The sequence below is a fragment of the Tardiphaga sp. genome, assembly GCF_044340795.1.
Classification (GTDB): Bacteria; Pseudomonadota; Alphaproteobacteria; order Rhizobiales; family Xanthobacteraceae; genus Tardiphaga.
Genome location: NZ_JBIISY010000040.1, coordinates 1 through 20395, shown reverse-complemented (window position 1 = coordinate 20395; position 20395 = coordinate 1). Strand labels below are relative to the sequence as shown.

13 protein-coding genes are annotated in these 20395 nt (G+C 62.7%); 5 read left to right on the top strand and 8 right to left on the bottom strand.

The features are described 5' to 3' along the window. Window positions 1-27: 27 nt before the first annotated feature. On the bottom strand, window positions 28-975 hold the full coding sequence (locus ACIQ17_RS09195; protein ID WP_398467664.1) for an alpha/beta fold hydrolase: 948 nt from the start codon (window positions 973-975) through the stop codon (window positions 28-30). Window positions 976-1195: 220 nt separating this feature from the next. Here ACIQ17_RS09195 and ACIQ17_RS09190 point away from each other — a divergent pair, with 220 nt between their 5' ends. From ACIQ17_RS09190 to ACIQ17_RS09180, 3 genes are all read left to right on the top strand, one after another. Beyond that, window positions 1196-1672, top strand: a complete 477-nt coding sequence (locus ACIQ17_RS09190) for an Hsp20 family protein (protein WP_398467662.1) — start codon at window positions 1196-1198, stop codon at window positions 1670-1672. Window positions 1673-1903: 231 nt separating this feature from the next. Continuing rightward, entirely contained in the window at window positions 1904-2671 is a 768-nt protein-coding gene (locus ACIQ17_RS09185; RefSeq protein WP_398467689.1) for an alpha/beta fold hydrolase, read from the top strand. Window positions 2672-2976: 305 nt separating this feature from the next. After that, the gene (locus tag ACIQ17_RS09180; protein ID WP_398467660.1) at window positions 2977-3690 is read left to right on the top strand and encodes a DNA helicase; all 714 of its coding nucleotides are present in this window, start codon (window positions 2977-2979) and stop codon (window positions 3688-3690) included. An 83-nt stretch (window positions 3691-3773) separates the two neighbouring features. Here ACIQ17_RS09180 and ACIQ17_RS09175 read toward each other — a convergent pair whose 3' ends face one another. Next, window positions 3774-5231 carry a glutamate synthase subunit beta gene (locus ACIQ17_RS09175; protein WP_398467658.1) on the bottom strand — a complete coding sequence of 486 codons (1458 nt, stop codon included), beginning with the start codon at window positions 5229-5231 and terminating at the stop codon, window positions 3774-3776. A 140-nt stretch (window positions 5232-5371) separates the two neighbouring features. Beyond that, window positions 5372-10129, bottom strand: coding sequence for a glutamate synthase large subunit (gene gltB, locus ACIQ17_RS09170; protein WP_398467656.1), 4758 nt, complete (start codon window positions 10127-10129; stop codon window positions 5372-5374). Between the two features lie 543 nt (window positions 10130-10672). On the opposite strand from gltB, the gene ACIQ17_RS09165 reads away from it, so the two are divergent. Then, entirely contained in the window at window positions 10673-11566 is an 894-nt protein-coding gene (locus tag ACIQ17_RS09165; RefSeq protein ID WP_398467653.1) for a hypothetical protein, read from the top strand. 198 nt (window positions 11567-11764) lie between these two features. On the opposite strand, the gene ACIQ17_RS09160 is transcribed toward ACIQ17_RS09165, so the two are convergent. After that, window positions 11765-13306, bottom strand: coding sequence for a sensor histidine kinase (locus ACIQ17_RS09160; RefSeq protein WP_398467651.1), 1542 nt, complete (start codon window positions 13304-13306; stop codon window positions 11765-11767). Window positions 13307-13522: 216 nt separating this feature from the next. Between ACIQ17_RS09160 and ACIQ17_RS09155 the strand changes: the two genes are divergently transcribed. Further along, on the top strand, window positions 13523-15817 hold the full coding sequence (locus ACIQ17_RS09155) for a transglycosylase domain-containing protein (protein ID WP_398467649.1): 2295 nt from the start codon (window positions 13523-13525) through the stop codon (window positions 15815-15817). Window positions 15818-15969: 152 nt separating this feature from the next. Here ACIQ17_RS09155 and ACIQ17_RS09150 read toward each other — a convergent pair whose 3' ends face one another. From ACIQ17_RS09150 to ACIQ17_RS09135, 4 genes are all read right to left on the bottom strand, one after another. After that, window positions 15970-16806: a M48 family metallopeptidase gene (locus ACIQ17_RS09150; RefSeq protein WP_398467647.1), complete on the bottom strand. Its 837-nt coding sequence runs from the start codon at window positions 16804-16806 to the stop codon at window positions 15970-15972. Between the two features lie 263 nt (window positions 16807-17069). Next, the gene (locus tag ACIQ17_RS09145) at window positions 17070-18395 is read right to left on the bottom strand and encodes a polyhydroxyalkanoate depolymerase (protein ID WP_398467645.1); all 1326 of its coding nucleotides are present in this window, start codon (window positions 18393-18395) and stop codon (window positions 17070-17072) included. A gap of 243 nt (window positions 18396-18638) precedes the next feature. Beyond that, window positions 18639-19457: an ABC transporter permease gene (locus ACIQ17_RS09140; protein WP_398467643.1), complete on the bottom strand. Its 819-nt coding sequence runs from the start codon at window positions 19455-19457 to the stop codon at window positions 18639-18641. Beyond that, window positions 19454-20212, bottom strand: a complete 759-nt coding sequence (locus tag ACIQ17_RS09135) for an ABC transporter ATP-binding protein (RefSeq protein WP_398467641.1) — start codon at window positions 20210-20212, stop codon at window positions 19454-19456. Before ACIQ17_RS09135 ends, ACIQ17_RS09140 begins: the two co-directional genes overlap by 4 nt. Window positions 20213-20395: the final 183 nt, after the last annotated feature.

Genomic DNA, 20395 nt, shown 5'->3' with positions numbered 1-20395 from the left:
GCTTTCGCGGGCGATGCCAAACGAGACTCACCTGAACGAAGGCGTCCCCGGCACGAACGCATCGAACGCCGCCCAGAATTGCTGCCGGTAACGATCCTGCTCCTGCAAGATCTCGTGCTGCGCCCCCGCGATGACGAGATGCGAACCCGCCCGCAGGTGATACGCAAATTCCTCGATCGCCGGCGTCGACACCACCTGATCGTGGCTTGCCGCCAGCATCAGGATCGGCTGGCGGATATCGACCGGATAGCGCGTCGCGCGAAATCCGTGCATGGCGCGGATCGCCGTATCCGCCCAGGCAATGGTCGGCGCACCAATGCCGAGGGTCGGATCTTCCTGCAGGATCGCCGCATTGCGCGCATAGCGAACGGGATCCGATGTCAGCTTGTTGTTCGGAAACGATGTTGACCCGACCAGATCGCCATTGCCGCCCGGAACGTAGTTGCCGCCCTGCCCGGTCCAGCGCATGAAGCGCAGCAGCAACCGCGCCGGCAGCGAGGTGGCGCGGCCGGGCAGATCGATCATCGGCGCCGACAGCACCATGCGATCAAACCAGCGCTTGCCGGCATGCGCGACGCGCAGCATCACTGCGCCTCCCATGGAATGGGCCAATGCGTAATAAGGCGGCGGACAATCCGGCATCACCACCTGCTGCACGAAGGCTTCGACATCGATCTCGAAATCCGAAAAATTGCGCACATAGCCCTTGCGCGCATCGCGCAGGCGCCGCGCCGAATGGCCCTGGCCGCGCCAGTCGATCATCGCCACCGCAAAGCCGCGATCGCGCAGATCGCGCACGGTCTCGAAATACTTCTCGATGAACTCGCCGCGGCCGGTGAAGACGCAGACCGTGCCCTTGTGGCCGGCCGGCGGCGCCCAGCGCGCAAACCGCAGTTCGACCCCGTCAGGTGTCTTGATCGTGCCGGACGTGGCGCCTTCGGGGACCGGATTGGCGGGGATCGAGACGAGCGTCATGCGGGACCGGCTAGGTGAAAAAGGCTGGTTTTCAAGAGCCTGAAAGGCGCCGGCGAGATTCTTTCGCCTCCCCTTGCAGGCCGCAACACCCCTCCCATATCACCTTCATGCAGGCCTCTCTAGGCTGCATGTGACGAAAGCCCGGCCCGATTGGCGGGCGGGTTATTGCAACAGTCGCTGCCGTGTCGGCGACTAAAGTCGCTCAATGGAGGACTACCCTATGCGTACCTATGATCTCACCCCGTTCTATCGTTCCACCGTCGGCTTCGACCGCCTGTTCAATTTGCTGGACCAGACCACGGCTGAAACCGCGTCGGGCTATCCGCCCTACAATATCGAACGCCTCGGCGAGAACGACTACCGTATTAGCGTCGCCGTTTCCGGCTTTGCGCAGAACGAACTCACCATCGTCGCGAAGGAAAATACGCTGACGATCAAGGGCGAAAAGGCTGCCAACGAGAACGGCAACAAGGCTGAAGTGCTCTATCGCGGCATCGCCGCCCGGGCCTTCGAGCGCGCCTTCCAGCTCGCCGACTTCGTGCAGGTGAAGAATGCCTCGCTCGAGAACGGCCTGCTCCACGTGGACCTCGTGCGCGAGATTCCCGAAGCTGCGAAGCCGCGCAGCATTCCGATTTCCACCGGCGCCGTCAGCGCACCGAAGGTGGTCGACGGCTCGGCGGAGAAAGTCGCCGCGTAACGGCGACCAAGTACAGTAGTAGTGTAGTTGTGTGCGCAGAGCGCCCCGGAGAAATCCGGGGCGTTTCTGTTTGTACGCACGCACTGTCCTCGCATTCCTGTGATCAGCCGTGATCGCTTCCGACGTAACGCCTGCGCGCCCCGTATCGAACCTCCGGCATTGCAGCCCCACGATCGCAAGCCATCAGGAGTTCATGCGATGACCCCCATCCGGATACTGACTGCGCTCGCCATGAGCGCCTTGACCGCCATTTTCACCGCCACGACTGCCAATGCCCAGACGGCCCCCGTCAAAGCTAGGAATGTCGTGCTGATCCACGGCGCCTGGGCCGATGGATCGAGCTGGGGCGAGGTGATCCCGCTGCTGCAGAAGGCTGGACTGCGCGTCACCGCGGTTCAGAACCCGTTGTCTTCCCTCGCTGATTCCAATGCCGCTGCGAAGCGTGCGCTGGCCCTGCAGGACGGCCCCACCGTGCTGGTCGGTCATTCCTGGGGCGGCACCGTCGTCAGCGATGTCGGCAACGATCCCAAGGTCTCCTCGCTGGTTTATGTGGCTGCGCGCGCGCCCGATGCCGATGAGGATTTCGTCGCGCTGTCCGGCAAGTTCCCTACTGGCCCGGTCCGCGCCGGCATCCAGACGCATGACGGCTACACCTTGCTGTCCGAGCAGGCTTTCCTGAAAGACTTCGCCAATGCCGTCGAACCGACGAAGGCAAAAGTGCTGTTCGCCGAACAGGGAGAGACCGCTGCGAGCATCTTTGCCGGCCGCACCACCGCGGCCGCCTGGCACGACAAGCCGTCCTTCTACGCTGTCGCCAAGCAGGACCGCACCATCAACCCCGACCTCGAGCGCTTCCTCGCCAAGCGCATGAACGCCACCACCGTCGAAATCGATGGCGGCCATCTCATCATGGTGTCGCATGCCCGGCAGGTTGCGAACCTGATCTTGCAGGCGGCTGGTGTCACAGCGCCTGCGAACAAGACGGCGATGAAGAAGTAAGGACCTCGCCGAAGGCAAAGCGATCCAGCGCCGCTAGGTGGGTCGGAGCGCTTTGGCCATCTGAATCAAAAGAGCCTCGATGCAGCCGCATCGAGGCTCTTTTCCATGCTTGCGACGTTTCCGGCCTCGCATTCCGCTTCCGGTTTCATCGCTTCTTGGGCTAGACTTCAATTCTGGCGTGGCCCGCGCCTCCTCCCTCCCTTGGGAAAGCATCATTCATGCGGGGTAGCTGACATCCAAACCGACTGTTCGAGCACCGCATAAGGAGGGATTGCGATCATGGCTCGCATCAGGAGGTTTTCGCGATGAAGCTCTCTGCGCCGATCTATCATCTTAAGCGTAACGCACGTGCTCTATCCCGCCGTCAAAAGATTCCGCTACATCAGGCTCTTGATACGATTGCGGCCATTGAAGGTTTTCCGAGTTGGAGCCTGCTCGCCGCAAAATACGAAGCAACGACGCCTGCAGAAAAGCTGTTCCCACGGCTTGCCCCCGGCGATCTCGTTCTTGTCGGCGCCCGGCCTGGACATGGCAAGACGCTGATGAGTCTCGAACTTGCGGTGCAGGCCATGAAGGCCGGCCATCCCGCGACGTTCTTCACGCTCGAATACACCGAGAAGGATGTGCTGGATCGCTTCCATGCCATTGGTATCGATCCGGCAGATTTCGCTGCCCTCTTCGAGATCGATCGTTCCGACACCATCAGCGCCGAGCATATAGTAGCCCGACTAGCCGACGCGCCTTCCGGGATGCTGGTTGTGATCGACTATCTGCAGATACTCGACCAGAAGCGCGAGACGCCGGAATTGATGGTACAGGTCCGTATGCTGCAAGCCTTTGCACGTACCAAGGGGCTGATCTTCGTTTTCATTTCGCAGATCGACCGATCCTACGATCCCGCTATGAAATCCTGCCCCGATCTCGCAGATATCCGGTTGCCGAATGCCCTCGACCTGACCTTGTTCAGCAAGACCTGTTTTCTGAACAATGACGAGGTGCGGTTTCAGGCGGTCGCTTAGCCCTCCCAGTTTGTGACCATGAAAGCAAAGAGCCTCGATACTTGCGTATCGAGGCTCTTTCTTATCGTCAGAAGGTTCGCGCTTTAGCGCGGCAGCGTCGTCGTGCCCATCAGCGCCGTATCGATCGAGCGCGCACAGAGACGGCCTTCGCGAATCGCCCAGACCACCAGCGACTGGCCGCGGCGCATGTCGCCGGCCGAATACACCTTCGGCAGCGAGGTCGCGAAATCGTTGAGACCGGCCTGCACATTGCCGCGCTGATCGAGCTCGACGCCGAGGGTCTTCAGCATGCCTTCGTGCACGGGATGCACGAAGCCCATGGCGAGCAGGACGAGATCGGCCTTGAGGGCGAATTCGGAGCCCGGGATCGGCTTGAACTTGTCGTCGACGCGCACGCAATTCAGCTGCGTGACCTTGCCGTCCTTGCCTTCGAAGCTCTGGGTCAGCACCGCGAACTCACGCTCCGCGCCTTCCGCCTGGCTCGACGAGGTGCGCATCTTCAGCGGCCAGTTCGGCCAGGTGAGACCCTTGTTTTCCTTTTCCGGCGGCGCCGGCATGATTTCGAGCTGGGTCACCGAGAGCGCGCCCTGACGGAGCGAGGTGCCGATACAGTCCGAACCGGTATCGCCGCCGCCGATGACGACCACATGCTTGCCGCCGGCCAGGATGTCCTTGACGTCGCCGAGCGGCTCGTTGCCGACGCGACGGTTCTGCTGCGGCAGGAAATCCATCGCGAAATGGATGCCGTCGAGCTCACGGCCCGGGATCGGCAGATCGCGGCCATGCTCGGCGCCGCCGGTGAGCGCGATGGCGTCATAGGTCTTGGCGAGCTCGACGGGATCGACGGCATTCGGAGCCGTGCCGCCCACCGGCGTGTTGTAGTGGAAGACGACGCCTTCGCCGACCATCTGCTCGACGCGACGGTCGATCACGGTCTTTTCCATCTTGAAGTCGGGAATGCCGTAGCGCATCAGGCCGCCGGCCTTGGCGAATTTCTCATAGACATGGACTTCGTGGCCGGCGCGGGCGAGCTGCTGCGCGCAGGCCATGCCGGCCGGGCCGGCGCCGATCACGGCGACCTTGTGGCCGGTCTTTTCAGTGGCGACCTGCGGCTTCAGCCAGCCATTGTCCCAGGCCTTGTCGACGATGGCGCATTCGATCGTCTTGATGGTCACCGGATTGTCGTCGATGTTCAGCGTGCAGGACGCTTCGCACGGCGCCGGGCAGATGCGGCCGGTGAATTCCGGGAAGTTGTTGGTGGAATGCAGGTTGCGCGAGGCCTCTTCCCAGTTGCCGGCGTAAACCAGATCATTCCAGTCCGGGATCTGGTTGTTGACCGGGCAGCCGGGCGTGCCGGGCTGCACCGAGCCTGTGCCGTGGCAATAGGGAATGCCGCAATTCATGCAGCGCGCGGCCTGGCTCTGCGTGTCCTTGTCGCCGAGCGGAATCACGAATTCCTTGTAGTGCTTCAGCCGCTCCGCGACCGGCGCATACTTGCGATCGTGACGTTCGATTTCGAGAAAACCGGTGATCTTGCCCATCGTGACTTACTGCCTCTAACCCGTCTCTAGCCATTCGTCATTGCGAGGAGCGTTAGCGACGAAGCAATCCAGTTCTTTCGTCCGTGTGGCTCTGGATTGCTTCGCTGCGCTCGCAATGACGGCGAGTTTATTCTTTCGCCTTACGCGCCGATCGCGATCTGCGGTTCGGCGTCGGCGGCTTTCGCTTTCAGCTCTTTGAGCGCGCGGCGATATTCGACCGGCATGACCTTGCGGAACTTCGGCAGCCAGGCCTTCCAGTCGGCGAGGATCATCTGCGCCTTCTTCGAGCCCGCATATTTGGCGTGGCGCGAGATCAGGATGTGCAGACGCTCGATGTCCGATTCCAGCAGGTTGGCGAACACGTCCACCTTGCCATGGGCTTCGAGATCGCCGGTGTGGTGATAGGTGTTCTGCGCGACCAGTTCCTCGGAGAGGACCGGTTCGAGCTCCACCATCGCCATGTTGCACAGCTTCTCGAAATCGCCGGCCTCGTCGAGGACATAGGCGATGCCGCCGGACATGCCGGCCGCGAAGTTACGGCCGGTCTTGCCGAGCACCACGACGATGCCGCCGGTCATGTATTCGCAGCAGTGATCGCCGGCACCTTCGACGACAGCCACCGCACCGGAGTTACGCACGGCAAAACGTTCGCCGGCGACGCCGCGGAAGTAGCATTCGCCCTCGATCGCGCCATACATCACGGTATTGCCGACGATGATGGACTCTTCCGGCACGATGCCCGAATGCGCGGGCGGACGGACGATGATCTTGCCGCCCGACAGGCCCTTGCCGACATAGTCGTTGCCTTCGCCTTCGAGATCGAAGGTGATGCCGTTGCACAGCCAGGCGCCGAAGGCCTGACCGGCAGTGCCCTTCAGCGACACCTTGATGGTGTCCTCGGGCAGGCCGGCATGGCCGTAAATCTTCGCCACCGCGCCCGCCAGCATGGCGCCGGCCGAACGGTTGGTGGAGTTGATCTTGGCATCGAACTTCACCGGCGCGCCGCGGTCGAGCGCCGGCTGAGCGTTGGCGATGAGCTCGCGGTCCAGCACCTTCTCCAGGTGATGGTTCTGCTCTTCCGAGTGATAGATCTTCTGGCCGGGCAGTTCGGGCTGGCGCACGAACAGCTTCGAGAAGTCCAGACCCTTGGCCTTCCAGTGCGACACGAGGGCCGACTGGTCGAGCATCTGCACCTGGCCGACCATTTCGTCGAAGGTGCGATAGCCGAGTTGGGCCATGATCTCGCGGACTTCCTCGGCGACGAAGAAGAAGTAGTTGATCACGTGCTCGGGCTGGCCGGTGAAGCGCTTGCGCAGCACCGGATCCTGGGTGGCGACGCCGACCGGGCAGGTGTTGAGATGGCACTTGCGCATCATGATGCAGCCCGCCGCGATCAGCGGAGCCGTCGCAAAGCCGAACTCGTCGGCACCCAGCAGCGCACCGATGACGACGTCGCGGCCGGTGCGGAAGCCACCATCGACCTGGACGACGATGCGCGAGCGCAGGCGTTCACGCACCAGCGTCTGGTGGGTTTCGGCGAGGCCGATTTCCCACGGCGAACCCGCATGCTTGATCGAGGTCAGCGGCGACGCGCCGGTGCCGCCTTCGAAGCCGGCGATGGTCACGTGATCCGCACGCGCCTTGGCGACGCCCGCGGCGACCGTGCCGACGCCGATTTCCGACACCAGCTTCACCGAGACCTGGCCCGTCGGATTGACGTTCTTCAGGTCATAGATCAGCTGCGCGATGTCTTCGATCGAATAGATGTCGTGATGCGGCGGCGGCGAGATCAGGCCGACGCCCGGGGTCGAGTGGCGCACGGCGGCGATCGTCGCATCGACCTTGTGGCCGGGCAGCTGACCGCCTTCGCCGGGCTTCGCGCCCTGCGCCATCTTGATCTGCATCATGTCCGAATTGACGAGATATTCCGTCGTCACGCCGAAGCGGCCAGACGCGATCTGCTTGATGGCAGAGCGCATGCTGTCGCCATTCGGCATCGGCTTGAAGCGATCCGACTCTTCGCCGCCTTCACCGGTATTCGACTTGCCACCGATCCGGTTCATGGCGATGGCGAGCGTGGTATGCGCCTCGCGCGAGATCGAGCCATAGGACATGGCGCCGGTGGCGAAACGCTTGACGATCTCGGCCGCCGACTCGACTTCCTCGAGAGGAACAGGCTTGCGCTTCTCGTCCTCGGCGGTCTTGATCTTGAACAGGCCGCGCAGGGTCAGCAGGCGCTCGGCCTGGTCGTTGAGCATCTTCGCGAAAGCGCGGTAGCGCTCCTGCGAATTGCCGCGCGCCGCATGCTGCAGCGTAGCGACAGTCTCGGCGCTCCAGGCGTGATCTTCACCACGGCTGCGATAGGCGTATTCACCGCCGATATCGAGCGCGTTCTTGAAGATCTGGATCTCGCCGAACGCCTCGTTGTGGCGACGCACGGTTTCCTCGGCGATCTCCGGCAGACCGACGCCTTCAATCTTGCCGTGGGTGCCGGCGAAGTACTTGTTGATGAATTCGGTGCGCAGGCCGACCGCGTCGAAAATCTGCGCGCCACAATAGGACTGGTAGGTGGAGATGCCCATCTTGGACATCACCTTCAGCAGGCCCTTGCCGATCGACTTGATGTAGCGCTTGACGATTTCATAGTCGTCGAGCTTGGCCGGTAGCCGGTCCTTCATCGCGATGATGGATTCGAAGGCCAGATACGGGTTGATCGCTTCGGCGCCATAGCCTGCGAGACAGGCGAAGTGATGCACTTCGCGCGGCTCGCCGGATTCGACGACGAGGCCCACCGAGGTACGCAGGCCGGTGCGGATCAGGTGGTGATGCACGGCGGCGCAGGCCAGCAGTGCCGGGATCGGGATACGATCCGAGCCGGCCATGCGGTCCGACAGGATGATGATGTTGACGCCCTCGCGCACCGCGCCTTCGGCACGCGCGCAGAGTTCGTCCAGCACCTGCTCCATGCCCGCCGCGCCGAGACCGGCATGGAAGGTGGTGTCGAGGGTGCGCGACACGAAGTGCGAGTCGGCCACGTCCGAGATCGAGCGGATCTTCTCGAGATCCTGGTCGGTCAGGATCGGCTGACGGACTTCGAGACGCTTGGTGGTGGCGACGCCTTCATGGTCGAGCAGGTTCGGCCGCGGACCGATGATCGAGACGAGGCTCATGACGAGCTCCTCACGGATCGGATCGATCGGCGGGTTGGTGACCTGCGCGAAGTTCTGCTTGAAATAGGTGTAGAGCGGCTTCGGCTTGTTCGACAGGGCCGAGATCGGCGTGTCGGTGCCCATAGAGCCGGCAGCTTCCTCGCCCTGCGACGCCATCGGCGTCATCAGAATGGTGATGTCTTCCTGGGTGTAGCCAAAAGCCTGCTGGCGCGCGAGCAGCGGCAGGTTTGAGCGCTGGCCCGTCGACGGCGCGTCGGGCAGCGTTTCCAGGCGCATCTGGGTGTTCTGCAGCCACTGCGCATAAGGATGGCTGGCGGCGAGTTCGGCCTTGATCTCTTCGTCCGGGATCAGGCGACCCTCTTCAAGATCGACCAGCAGCATCTTGCCGGGCTGCAGGCGCCACTTGGTGATGATGTTCTCTTCCGGAATGTCGAGAACGCCCATTTCCGACGCCATGACGATGCGATCGTCCTTGGTGACGAGATAGCGGGCCGGACGCAGGCCGTTACGGTCCAGCGTGGCACCAATCTGGCGGCCGTCGGTGAAGGCGAGCGCGGCGGGACCGTCCCACGGCTCCATCAGCGCGGCGTGATATTCGTAGAAGGCGCGGCGCTGCTCATCCATCAGCGGATTGCCGGCCCACGCTTCCGGAATCATCATCATGACCGCATGCGCGAGCGAGTAACCGCCCTGCACGAGGAATTCGAGCGCGTTGTCGAAACAGGCGGTGTCCGACTGGCCTTCATAGGAGATCGGCCACAACCGGCTGATATCCTTGCCGAACAGGTCCGACTCCACCGAAGCCTGGCGAGCGGCCATCCAGTTGGTGTTGCCGCGCAGCGTGTTGATTTCGCCGTTATGCGCAACCATGCGGAACGGATGCGCCAGCGACCAGGTCGGGAAAGTATTGGTCGAGAAGCGCTGATGCACGAGAGCGAGTGCGGATTCGAAATCCGCTTCGTGCAGGTCGGCATAATAGCTGCCGAGCTGGTCGGCCAGGAACATGCCCTTGTAGATGACCGTGCGGCACGACAGCGAGCAGCAGTAATAGCCCGACAGGCCGCGCTCACGGCGCGAATAGATCGCCTGCGAGATTGACTTGCGCAGGATATAGAGACGGCGCTCGAAGTCGCTGGGATCAGCGATCTTGGCTTTGCCGATACCGATGAACACCTGCATGTTCGACGGCTCGGTCGGCTTCACGCTTTCGCCGAGCGAGGCATTGTCGGTCGGCACTTCGCGCCAGCCCAAGAGCTTCAGGCCTTCGGCCTTGATCTGGTCGGCGATGATGCCCTGCAGCACCTTCCGCCACGGCACATCGCGCGGCATGAACAGCGCGCCAACGGCATACTGGCCGGGCTCCGGCAGCTCGAAGCCGAGCTCCGTGGCCTTGCGGCTGAAGAACTTGTGCGGGATCTGCACGAGAATGCCAGCGCCGTCGCCGAAGCGCGGATCTGCGCCGGTGGCGCCGCGGTGCTCGAGATTGCAGAGAATGTTGATGGCATCAGAGACGATCTGATGCGACTTAACACCCTTTATATTGGCGATGAAACCGACACCGCAGGCGTCCTTTTCCTGCGACGGGTCGTACATGCCCAGCGCCGGCGGACGATAGGTGTGCAGTTCAGGTTTGATGGCCGAATCTTTCACGTGAGCCGATTTGATAGCCGGGGCCGCCGCATGCGTGCCGGTTTCGATCAATTGGCGCTCGTGCTCTGATCCGCTCATCTTCGTCCTCTCAGCCCCCATGTCGGGGCTCTGCCACCCTTGTCGGCGCACCTTTGACGCTCGCGGAACCCTCTTGGGCTACCGCTCGCGCGCCTTGCGAGCCTGGTTTTCAGAATTCAGACTGGTGGCTGCCCTCCGTCCCCGGTGGCCGGCCCCATATCCTGCCTTACAGGCGCCTCCTTAACCGGAGCGCCTGGTTTTGTCGCAGACCCAATGCGGGTTCTGCCACAAAAAATTGCGACAGTGATGCTGTCCTAACCATCACCTTGCCAAACTTTTATCTAGCACACAAGCGCAAGGGAGTCCGCCGTCGCAATGCAACAGCGCATGGCAAAACGCTTGTGACAAGGTGTTACCAAACCGCCACGGACAGCCAAAAGGTGCCGCGATCCGGCCCTTTCCCTGCCGAAATCCGCAGCGAGGTTGCGCCTGTCCGTTAACGCCTGAGGCGGGGAACTTCGCGAGGCGCTGACAGAAGTCAATTCGGGCTCGGAATCGAGCCTTTATTTATCTCCGGGCGCGGGGGCGTCGATGGAGCGTGCAATGAAATTCACTGTGGGTTGTCTGACCGCGGCTGGCCTCATGCTGGCGACGGCTGTGCAGGCTCAGGTCCTGCCGCCGATGCGGGGCGACGTGCGGGTGTCGGATTTCGAGGAACCCGGACCTTATGCGTCGATGCCGCCGCCGCGCATTCACGTGCCCGGTCCGTCTTACGGCGGCGCGCCGCGTTACGTCGAAGGCTACGCGCCGTCGGTCCTGCCGCCGCACGAAATCTATGCCGTCATCCGCGAAGCCGGCTTTTCGCCCCTCGGCGCGCCACAGCAACGCGGGCTCGTCTACACCGTGGCGGCCGTCGATCGCCGCGGCGAGGACGGGCGGATGGTGATCGATGCTCGCACCGGCCGCATCCTGCGCTTCATGCCAGCCTATCAGATGGGCGAGCGGATGAATGAGGAAGTCGTGGCGCGCTACGGCCCGCAATCCGCCTTGCCGGAACTGCCGCAATATCGCCGGCCGCCGTTCGATCCGAAGGCCGCGGGCACTGCCGGCAGCACGCCTCCGGCCGCAGCCCCGGCACCCAAGCAGAAAGTGGCGAACCAGACCGCCACCGTGCCACTGCCAAAGGCCCCGCCGGTGAAGGCCGTCGCGACACCGGCAAAGCCTGTGGCCGTGGAAAAGCCGCCGGTGATCGACAAGCCGATCGCGGAGAAGCCGGCTGAACCGGCTGCCGTGCCGGCACCAGCGCCGGTGCAGCAATCGGCCGTGACGGAGACGAAGCCGGCGGAAGCAGTGACACCGGAAGCGCCCGCTGCTGCGCCGACACCTCCTGCCGCAGCAGAAGCGCCGCCGACGGTGGCACCGCCTGTGGTCGAAGCGAAGCCGGACACGCCAGCGCCCACGGGTGACAAGCCGGCGGTGGTGCAGGGATTGGAGTAGACCAAATCTCCACGTCATCCCGGCGAACGCCGGGATCCATACACTGCGTCGAACTGGTCGAGGCGCGCACGTGGTGGCGGTTTCTGCTCATCACGCTTTCGGAGGTTATGGGTCCCGGCGTTCGCCGGGACGACAGGCGAGTCCCGGCGCCAATGGACTCTCCCACCCCAAAGCGGTGAGTAGCCCTAAAGGGAGGGTTTAAGCGCCCTTTTCCACTTTCTCCAGTGGCGCCCTAAACGTCGCGCGAAAACCTCCTGGCTCGTAGCTCTTGACCACATCACCGCTTCCGGCGATGCCGAGATCGATCAGCCGCGTCCCCAGCCCTTTTCGCGATGGCGCCTTCGTTTCAGGGCCTCCGATCTCGTGCCAGTCCAACACCAGCGTGCCGTTCTCCGTCGTCCACGACACGGCGACATGGCCATCATGATTGCCCAACGCGCCGTACTTTACCGCATTGGTCGCCAGCTCGTGCAGCAGCATCGACAGCGACAGCGCAGCCTTTGGATCCAGCGCGATGTCCGGCCCGTCGAGTTTGGCGCGCGACGGATCTGCATGCGCCGCAAGGACTCCTGCGATCACTTCGCGCAATCCCGCTGACGTCCAGCTGTGCTGCTGCAAGATACTATGTGCGCGGCTGAGCGCATCGAGCCGGCGCTCGAAGGCATCCACCGCGTCACGCTCCTTGATTCCACGCAGCGTCTGCGATGCCATCGCCTGCACCAGCGCCATCGCATTGTTCATGCGATGGCCAAGCTCCGCATTGATGAGCTGCATCTGCTGATCGGTGTGACGGCGCGTCGTGATATCATTGAACAGGATCGCCACCTGGCGCGCCTCGGGCGCGCCGATGCGGAAGGCATGAACGTCGTACCAGCGATCGCCGAGCTGTTCGGCGCGCTGCTCGAACCGCACCGACTGGCCGGTGAGTGCAACCTTGCCGTAGAGATCGAACCAGTGCTGCTCGTGCTTGGGTGCGAGATCACGCATCCATTTGCCGGCCGCATCGTGCAGGCCGGTCTGGCCCTCGAAGGCCGCATTGATCTCGACGAATTTGTAATCGCTCGGCGCACCGTCCGCATCGAAAGCGAGTTCGACGACGCAGAATCCGGCATCGAGCGAATTGAACAGTGTGTAGTAGCGCGCCTCGAGATCGCCAACGCGATCGCCGGCCAGCACCAAAGGCGTGGCGGCATGGCTGCGAGATTGCCCATATGCGCGGACCAGATCACGCCGTAGTTCGAACTGTGTCATCACCTGCCGCGCCAGTGCTTCCAGCGCATTGAGCTGATCGGGGCGGAGGCCGCCGGGCCGTGGCGCGGTATCGACAACGCACACCGTGCCAATGGCGACGCCTTCTGCCGCGATCAGCGGCGCACCGGCATAGAAGCGCAGATGCGGCTCGCCGGTGACATGGGGATTGTTCTTCGTGCGCTCGTCCAGCGTGAGGTCGGGAATGTTGAGCGTCTCGGGCACCGTCAGCGCATGGGCGCAGACCGACGTCTCGATTTCGCTCTCGCAGATATCAAGGCCATTGGCGGCCTTGAACCATTGCCGATCGGCGTCCACCAGCGAGATCAATGCCATCGGCGCGTCGCAGATCTGGCGGGCAAGCATGACGATATCGTCGAATTCCGGCTCCGGGGCCGTGTCGAGCATTTGATAGCTGCGCAGCACGGCGAGCCGCTGCGGATCGATCACCGCGGAGGGAAGCTTGCCGTCACCCGCTGATTGCAACGTCACTCGAACGCCTCTCCCCGCGCGCACCACATCTGCGCCTCACCTACATTCACCGAATTCCGCATGCGGGATCAATCAGTTCGTTCGATGCACGGCGCTCATCGCCGCATAAATGTAACGCACGAGATGGAACTCCGTTTCCAATGCGTTAATCTTCGCTTTACGGCACCTTAAACCGCTGCCGATACGCTGACCGGTAACGGAGCGTGGTGTTTGCGTATGGCGTGGGGCAAGAAAAAAGGCGGTGGGCGCAAGGAGCCGACTTTCGGCATCTCTGCGGCATTGTCCGATTTGCGACTCACGCAGGCCGATCGCGTACCTGGCGGCGGTGACGAAGAGCGGCCGAAGAAGGCACCGAAGCGCGAGCCCAGTGAAAAACCACGCAAGGGACGCAGCTCCAGCAAGGCGCGCAGCAAGAGCCGCGGCGGCTTCGGCCGCAGCATCAAGCGGATGTTCTACTGGGGCGCCGTGCTTGGCCTGTGGGCTGCGATCCTGATCGGCGGCGCCATCGTCTATGTCGGCGCGCATCTGCCGCCGATCCAGTCGCTGGAAATTCCAAAGCGCCCGCCCACCATCCAGATCGTCGGCATCGACGGCACGGTGCTGACCACCCGCGGCGAACAGGCCGGCGACAATGTTTCGCTGAAGAATCTGCCGCCCTATCTGCCGAAAGCCTTCATCGCCATCGAGGACCGCCGCTTCTATTCGCATTGGGGCGTCGATCCCATCGGCATCGCACGCGCCGCGGCGGCCAACCTGATGCATCGCGGCGTGTCGCAGGGCGGCTCGACGCTGACCCAGCAGCTCGCGAAAAACCTGTTCCTGACCCAGGAGCGCACCATGCAGCGCAAGCTGCAGGAGGTGGAGCTCGCCTTCTGGCTGGAGCGCAAGCACTCGAAGAACCAGATCCTCGAACTCTATCTCAACCGCGTCTATTTCGGCTCCGGCGCCTATGGCGTCGAAGCCGCTGCGCAGAAATATTTCGGCAAGAGCGCCAAGAACGTCACCATCGCCGAAGCCGCCATGCTGGCCGGCCTCGTCAAGTCGCCGTCGCGCCTCGCTCCGAACCGCAATCCCGAAGGCGCCGAAGCCCGTGCGAAGATCGTGCTGGCGGCGATGCAGGATGCCGAATTCATCACCGCCGCCCAGGCCAGGGGCTCGACCGGCGCGCCGCAATACAATGTGAAGCCGGTCGGCGCCGGCACCGTGAACTACGTCGCCGACTGGATCGGCGAAGTGCTCGACGATCTCGTCGGCCAGGTCGACGAGAGCATCGTCGTCGAGACCACCATCGATCCCAAGCTGCAGAGCTTTGCCGAAGGCACCATCATCGACGAACTGGCCGCCAAGAGCGTCAAGTTCAACGTGACCCAGGGCGCGCTGGTGGCGATGACGCCGACTGGCGCGGTGCGCGCCATGGTCGGCGGCCGCAATTATGCCGAGAGCCAGTTCAACCGCGCCGTCACCGCCAAGCGGCAGCCAGGCTCGAGCTTCAAGCCCTTCGTCTATCTCACGGCCATCGAATCCGGCATGACGCCGGAGACGATCCGGCAGGACGCCCCCTTGGACATCAAGGGCTGGCGGCCGGAGAACTACACCCACGAATATTTCGGCTCGGTCACCCTGACCCAGGCGCTGTCGATGTCGCTGAACACGGTCGCTGTCAGGCTCGGCCTCGAAGTCAGCCCGGCCAGCGTGGTGCGCACCGCGCATCGCATGGGCATCTCGTCGAAACTCGAAGCCAATGCCTCTATCGCGCTCGGCACGTCGGAAGTGTCGATGATGGAGCTGGTCGGCGCCTATGCGCCCTTCGCCAATGGCGGCTATGCCGCCGCGCCCTATGTGGTGACCCGCATCCGCACCGTCGAAGGCAAGAAGACGCTCTATGCCCGCCGCAATGCGACGCCGAGCGCCGTGATCGACGCCCGCGCCGTCGCCGCCATGAACACGATGATGCAGCAGACGCTGGTCAATGGCAGCGCCAAGAAGGCGGAGCTGCCGGGCTGGTTCGCCGCCGGCAAGACCGGAACCAGCCAGGATTTCCGCGATGCCTGGTTCATCGGCTACACCTCGCAGCTGATCACCGGCGTCTGGCTCGGCAATGACGACAATTCGCCCACGAAGAAAGCCACCGGCGGCGGACTGCCCGTCGATATCTGGTCGCGCTTCATGAAGGTCGCCCATCAGGGCCTGCAGCCCGAGCCGGTGCCGGGTCTCGCGCCATCGAGCGCCTTCAGCACCAATCCGATCGGCCAGGCGCTCTCGAGCATTTTGCCGGGCTCGACGGCGCCCCAGCAGCCACCGCCGCCGCAACAGCGCGACCTGCCGCCCGAGCGCGGCTATGTGCCGAGCGCGCCGGTCTATAACGGCTATCGCCAGCAGCCCAACGATGCGCCGCCGACACAGGCGAACTATCCCGCACAGCAGCGGCCGCGCCCGCAGCAGCAGAATGTGCGGCCGGAGGCGAGCGGCGGGATCGATGGATGGTTGTCGGAGCGCTTGTTCGGGCGGTAGAGGCGCCGCCGCTCTCTCCCTTGTCGTCCCGGCGAACGCCGGGACCCATAACCTCCGAAGAAGAGGTTGTGATGTGAAGCCCGACAAAACAGAGCTTCAACTTTGAACTCGGAGGCTATGGATCCCGGCGTTCGCCGGGATGACAGGGAGTTTTACTCGCTCACCCCGAACCGATGCAGGTCGTTGCCATGCGTATCGAGCCACTTCTTGGCCCGCTCGGTGGCCGGACAGATTTTCCCTACCAGCCGCCAGAACTTTGGCGAGTGGTTCATCTCCACCAGATGCCCCACTTCATGCGCGGCGAGATAATCCAGCACGAAGGCCGGCGCCAGGATCAGACGCCAGGAGAATGACAGCGAACCTTCCGTCGTGCACGAGCCCCAGCGGCTCGACTGGTCGCGGATCTGGATGCGCTTCACCTTGACGCCCAGCTGCGCGGCATATTTCGCCGACGACTTGGCAAGATCAGCCTTCGCCTCACGCTTGAGGAAATCGTGGACACGTCGATCGATGTGCTCGACATCGCCGGCGACACAGATGATCTTCTCGCCGCTGTCGCGCACTTCCGTCCACACGGTTCCGCGACCGGAACGGTGAACGATCTTATGATCGACGCCGCGCAGCGGCACGACGGTGCCATGTTGAAAAGGAGCCGCCTTCGGCAAACGACCAAGACGCGCAGCAATCCACGCGCCGTGACGTTGCGCGAAGTCCTTCGCATCGACCAGGGTGCCGCGCGGCGGCATGGTCAGGATGGCTTCGCGATCGCTTGGATGAATCCGGAGTGTATATCTCGTCGCGCGGCGGTGCCTGCGCAGCCGGATGGCGAAGATTTGCGAGCCGTGCTTGACCGCAATGGTGTCTGGTTCCGTGGGACGGCGATAAAGTAGTGCGCGAAAGGCCATGTCAGGAGTTCCGGTCGTCAGAAGGTCGACCGGAGACTGCCATAACCGCCGCCATGAAAACGGCTCGGCGCAAAAACAAATCATTTGCCCAAGATAATGGGTCTTGGGGTGATTTGTCCCCTACGGAATGTAGCTGGAAACACGAATCTTGATTCAAAAATACGGCCAAGAATCGAGTTTAGGATTGAATCGCGCACCACCCCTTGAGGATAGGTGAAAAATCCGGTTTACCGCTAATTTTTCAAGGGTTTAACCGAATAAAGATACAACCGGACGCGCGTTGAACGTCGGATTCAAACGCTGCTTTCGCATCGTCGCGCACTCATGCGCGACGATGCGAAAATGAATCACTCAGCAGCAGCAGCTTTGCGACGTGCATGCGTTGCGCTTGCATGGAAATCGCAGATGCGCGGCACGATCTCCGACTTGAATCGCGATCCATTGAAGACGCCATAGTGGCCGACACCGGGCTGCACGTAATGCACACGACGATCATCGGGGATCGATGTGCAGAGTGTATGCGTCGCTTCGGTCTGCCCGAGACCGGAGATGTCGTCCTTTTCGCCCTCCACCGTCATCAGCGCGACGTTCACGATCTTCGAGGGATCGACGAGCTTGCCGCGATGGAGCATCTCGCCATTCGGCAGCGCGTGCTTGATGAACACGGTCTCGACGGTCTGCAGGTAATAATCCGCCGTCAGGTCCATTACCGCGAGATATTCGTCGTAGAATTCGCGATGCTTGTCGACAAGATCGCCGTCGCCCTTCACCAGATTCTCGAACAGCTTCTTGTGCGCGTCCATGTGGCGGTCGAGATTCATGCTGATGAAGCCGTTCAGCTGCAGGAAGCCCGGATAGACGTCGCGCATCACGCCCGGATGCGGGAACGGCACCTTGGTGATGACATTGTTGCGGAACCAGTCGATGCCCTTTTCGGCTGCGAGATCGTTCACCGCGGTCGGGTTCTTGCGCGTATCGATGGGCCCGCCCATCAGCGTCATCGATGTCGGCACATAGGGATCGTTCTCGGCTTCCATCACCGACACGGCTGCGAGCACCGGCACTGCCGGCTGGCACACCGCGAGCACATGGACGTTGCCGCCGAGCACGTGGAACATCTCGATCACATAGTCGATGTAGTCGTCGAGATCGAAGCGGCCGGCTGCGAGCGGCACCTGGCGCGCATCTGACCAGTCGGTGATGTAGACCTCATGGGTCGGGAGGAAGGCTTCCACGGTACCGCGCAGCAGCGTGGCGTAGTGGCCGGACATCGGCGCCACGATCAGCACGCGCGGCTGCGGCGCGCGGAGGGGGCGGGGGTGCTTGCGGTCGAAATACAAAAGACGGCAAAATGGTTTTTCCCACACCGAGCGGACCTCGACCGGCGTACGGACACCATTCACCTCGGTGTCATGAAGACCCCATTCCGGCTTGCCGTAGCGGCGCGTGGTGCGCTCGAACAATTCGCAGCCGGCGGTGATCTGCTTGGCCAGATCCGTCTGGGCGAACGGATTGAGCGGGTTCTGCAGGATCATCCGGGTGGCGTCGGACATCGCGCGCGCCGGACTGAGAGACGCGTAGGCCATCTCATACATCCAGTACATCGGCGCGGTCATACCGGGCGCGGTCTCTGTCGGCAGCTCCGGCGGCCGGCCAAATTCACCTATCGGCATCTGTCCTCACATACGTTCATCACGTTGTTGCAGCGCACTATAGTGGAGACTGACTTAGAAAGCGTCAATGCGCGCATTCCATTGGCAGGGCGGGAACAAGGTAAAATCGCCCTTTTTCCCATGAGCAAATGGTTGAATCCGCCCCTCTTGGTGAGGCGGCCGTAGGGTGGGCAAAGCGAAGCGTGCCCACCCTACAGGATAGGCCTGGGCAAAGCGAAGCGTGCCCACCCTACAGGATAGGCCTCACTCCCCGCCCGAGATCAGCGATCCCGCGCGCTTGGCGCTGTTGAGCAGCAACAGGAACGACGCAAATGACACGGCGAATAGCACCGCATTGATCGCCAGCGCGCCCAGCATCAGGTCGCCACGAAATACCTGATCGAACAACAGTGCCCGCATGCCCTCGAACACATAGGTCGGCGGCAGGCACCAGGCGACGGGCTGCAGCCAGCCAGGGAGCACCGACACCGGATAATAGACGCAGACCAGCGGCATCAGTCCGAACATCAGCGTCCAGACGATGCTCTCGGCACCGAGCCCGTTGCGCAGCACCAGTCCCGACACGAAGATCCCCAGTGACCAGCTGGTGAAAATCAGATTGCAGAAGAACACGATCAGCGGCAGGCCGAAGTTCAACAGATTGAAGTGGAAGAACACTGCCGCGAGAATGACCATCGGGATGATGCCGATGGCAAGTCTCACCAGGCTCATGATCATCAGCGCCATCAGGAACTCGATGGGCTTGAGCGGGCTCATCATGAGATTGCCGAGGTTCCGCGCCCACATCTCCTCAAGGAACGAGATGGAGAAGCCGAGCTGGCCGCGAAACAGGATGTCCCACAGGATGACGGCGCCGATCAGCGTGCCGCCCGCTTGCGCGAAGAAGCCGGCATTCTGCGAGATATAGCTCTGCAGGAAGCCCCAGGTGATGATCTGCAGTGCCGGCCAGTAGATCAGCTCCAGCATCCGCGGCCATGACGAACGCAGCAGATACCAATAGCGCAGGACCATCGCATTGATGCGATGCATGGCGAGGCCGCGCATCTGCTCGACAAGGTTCATTGCGCCGCCTCCCGGTCACGACCGCGCGCGACATCGAGGAACACGTCTTCGAGCGTGGTGCGATTGTAGCGCTGCAGGATGCCGGCCGGACTGTCATCGTCCTCGACGCGGCCCTTTTTCATGATGATCACGCGATCGCATAGCCGCTCCACCTCCAGCATATTGTGTGAGGCGAGCAGGATCGTCGCGTTGTGGCCGCGGCAGTATTTTTCCAGATGGCCACGGATCCAGTCGGCCGTATCGGGATCGAGCGAGGCCGTCGGCTCGTCGAGCAACAGGAGCTCCGGCTCGTTGATCAGCGCCTTGGCCAGCGCCACGCGCGTCTTCTGCCCCGCGGACAACTTGCCGCTGGCGCGATCGATGAAATCGGTGAGGTCGAGATCAGAGGCCAGTTGCGCGATGCGCTCGCGCAGGTTCCGCACCGCATAGAGCTTGCCGAACACGGTGAGGTTCTGCCGCACGGTCAGCCGCATCGGCATATCGACATAGGGACTCTCGAAATTCATCCGGCCGAGGACATCAGCAGCCTGCTCCGGCATCGCATGACCGAGCACTGACACCTTGCCCGAGGTCGGCAGCACCAGTCCCATGATCATGGCGATGGTCGTGGTCTTGCCGGCGCCATTGCCGCCGAGCAGTCCGGTGATGCTGCCGCGTGCGATTGAGAACGAAATGTCGTCCACCGCTCGGTTGGTCTTGTAGACCTTCACCAGATGCGCGACATCGATCGCGGCCGGTGCGTCCGGATCACGCATCGCGGGACTGCTTTGCTTGATATGTTCGACGGTCATTGCCGGGGTTCTGTGCGGCATCACAGCGCCGAACGCAAGGCGAGCGACAGAGCCAACCCCATACTCCCCTGTCATCCCGGCGAACGCCGGGATCCATAATCTCCGAAGACATGGCTGGAGCGCAAAGCCGAGAGGTTCTTCGCCTCA

What these genes read in the sequence shown, in the direction of transcription:
- ACIQ17_RS09195 (WP_398467664.1), bottom strand. Translation starts at nt 975, where the DNA reads ATGACGCTCGTCTCGATCCCCGCCAATCCGGTCCCCGAAGGCGCCACG.
- ACIQ17_RS09190 (WP_398467662.1), top strand. Translation starts at nt 1,196, where the DNA reads ATGCGTACCTATGATCTCACCCCGTTCTATCGTTCCACCGTCGGCTTC.
- ACIQ17_RS09185 (WP_398467689.1), top strand. Translation starts at nt 1,904, where the DNA reads ATGAGCGCCTTGACCGCCATTTTCACCGCCACGACTGCCAATGCCCAG.
- ACIQ17_RS09180 (WP_398467660.1), top strand. Translation starts at nt 2,977, where the DNA reads ATGAAGCTCTCTGCGCCGATCTATCATCTTAAGCGTAACGCACGTGCT.
- ACIQ17_RS09175 (WP_398467658.1), bottom strand. Translation starts at nt 5,231, where the DNA reads ATGGGCAAGATCACCGGTTTTCTCGAAATCGAACGTCACGATCGCAAG.
- gltB (WP_398467656.1), bottom strand. Translation starts at nt 10,129, where the DNA reads ATGAGCGGATCAGAGCACGAGCGCCAATTGATCGAAACCGGCACGCAT.
- ACIQ17_RS09165 (WP_398467653.1), top strand. Translation starts at nt 10,673, where the DNA reads ATGAAATTCACTGTGGGTTGTCTGACCGCGGCTGGCCTCATGCTGGCG.
- ACIQ17_RS09155 (WP_398467649.1), top strand. Translation starts at nt 13,523, where the DNA reads ATGGCGTGGGGCAAGAAAAAAGGCGGTGGGCGCAAGGAGCCGACTTTC.
- ACIQ17_RS09150 (WP_398467647.1), bottom strand. Translation starts at nt 16,806, where the DNA reads ATGATTTGTTTTTGCGCCGAGCCGTTTTCATGGCGGCGGTTATGGCAG.
- ACIQ17_RS09145 (WP_398467645.1), bottom strand. Translation starts at nt 18,395, where the DNA reads ATGCCGATAGGTGAATTTGGCCGGCCGCCGGAGCTGCCGACAGAGACC.
- ACIQ17_RS09140 (WP_398467643.1), bottom strand. Translation starts at nt 19,457, where the DNA reads ATGAACCTTGTCGAGCAGATGCGCGGCCTCGCCATGCATCGCATCAAT.
- ACIQ17_RS09135 (WP_398467641.1), bottom strand. Translation starts at nt 20,212, where the DNA reads ATGCGTGATCCGGACGCACCGGCCGCGATCGATGTCGCGCATCTGGTG.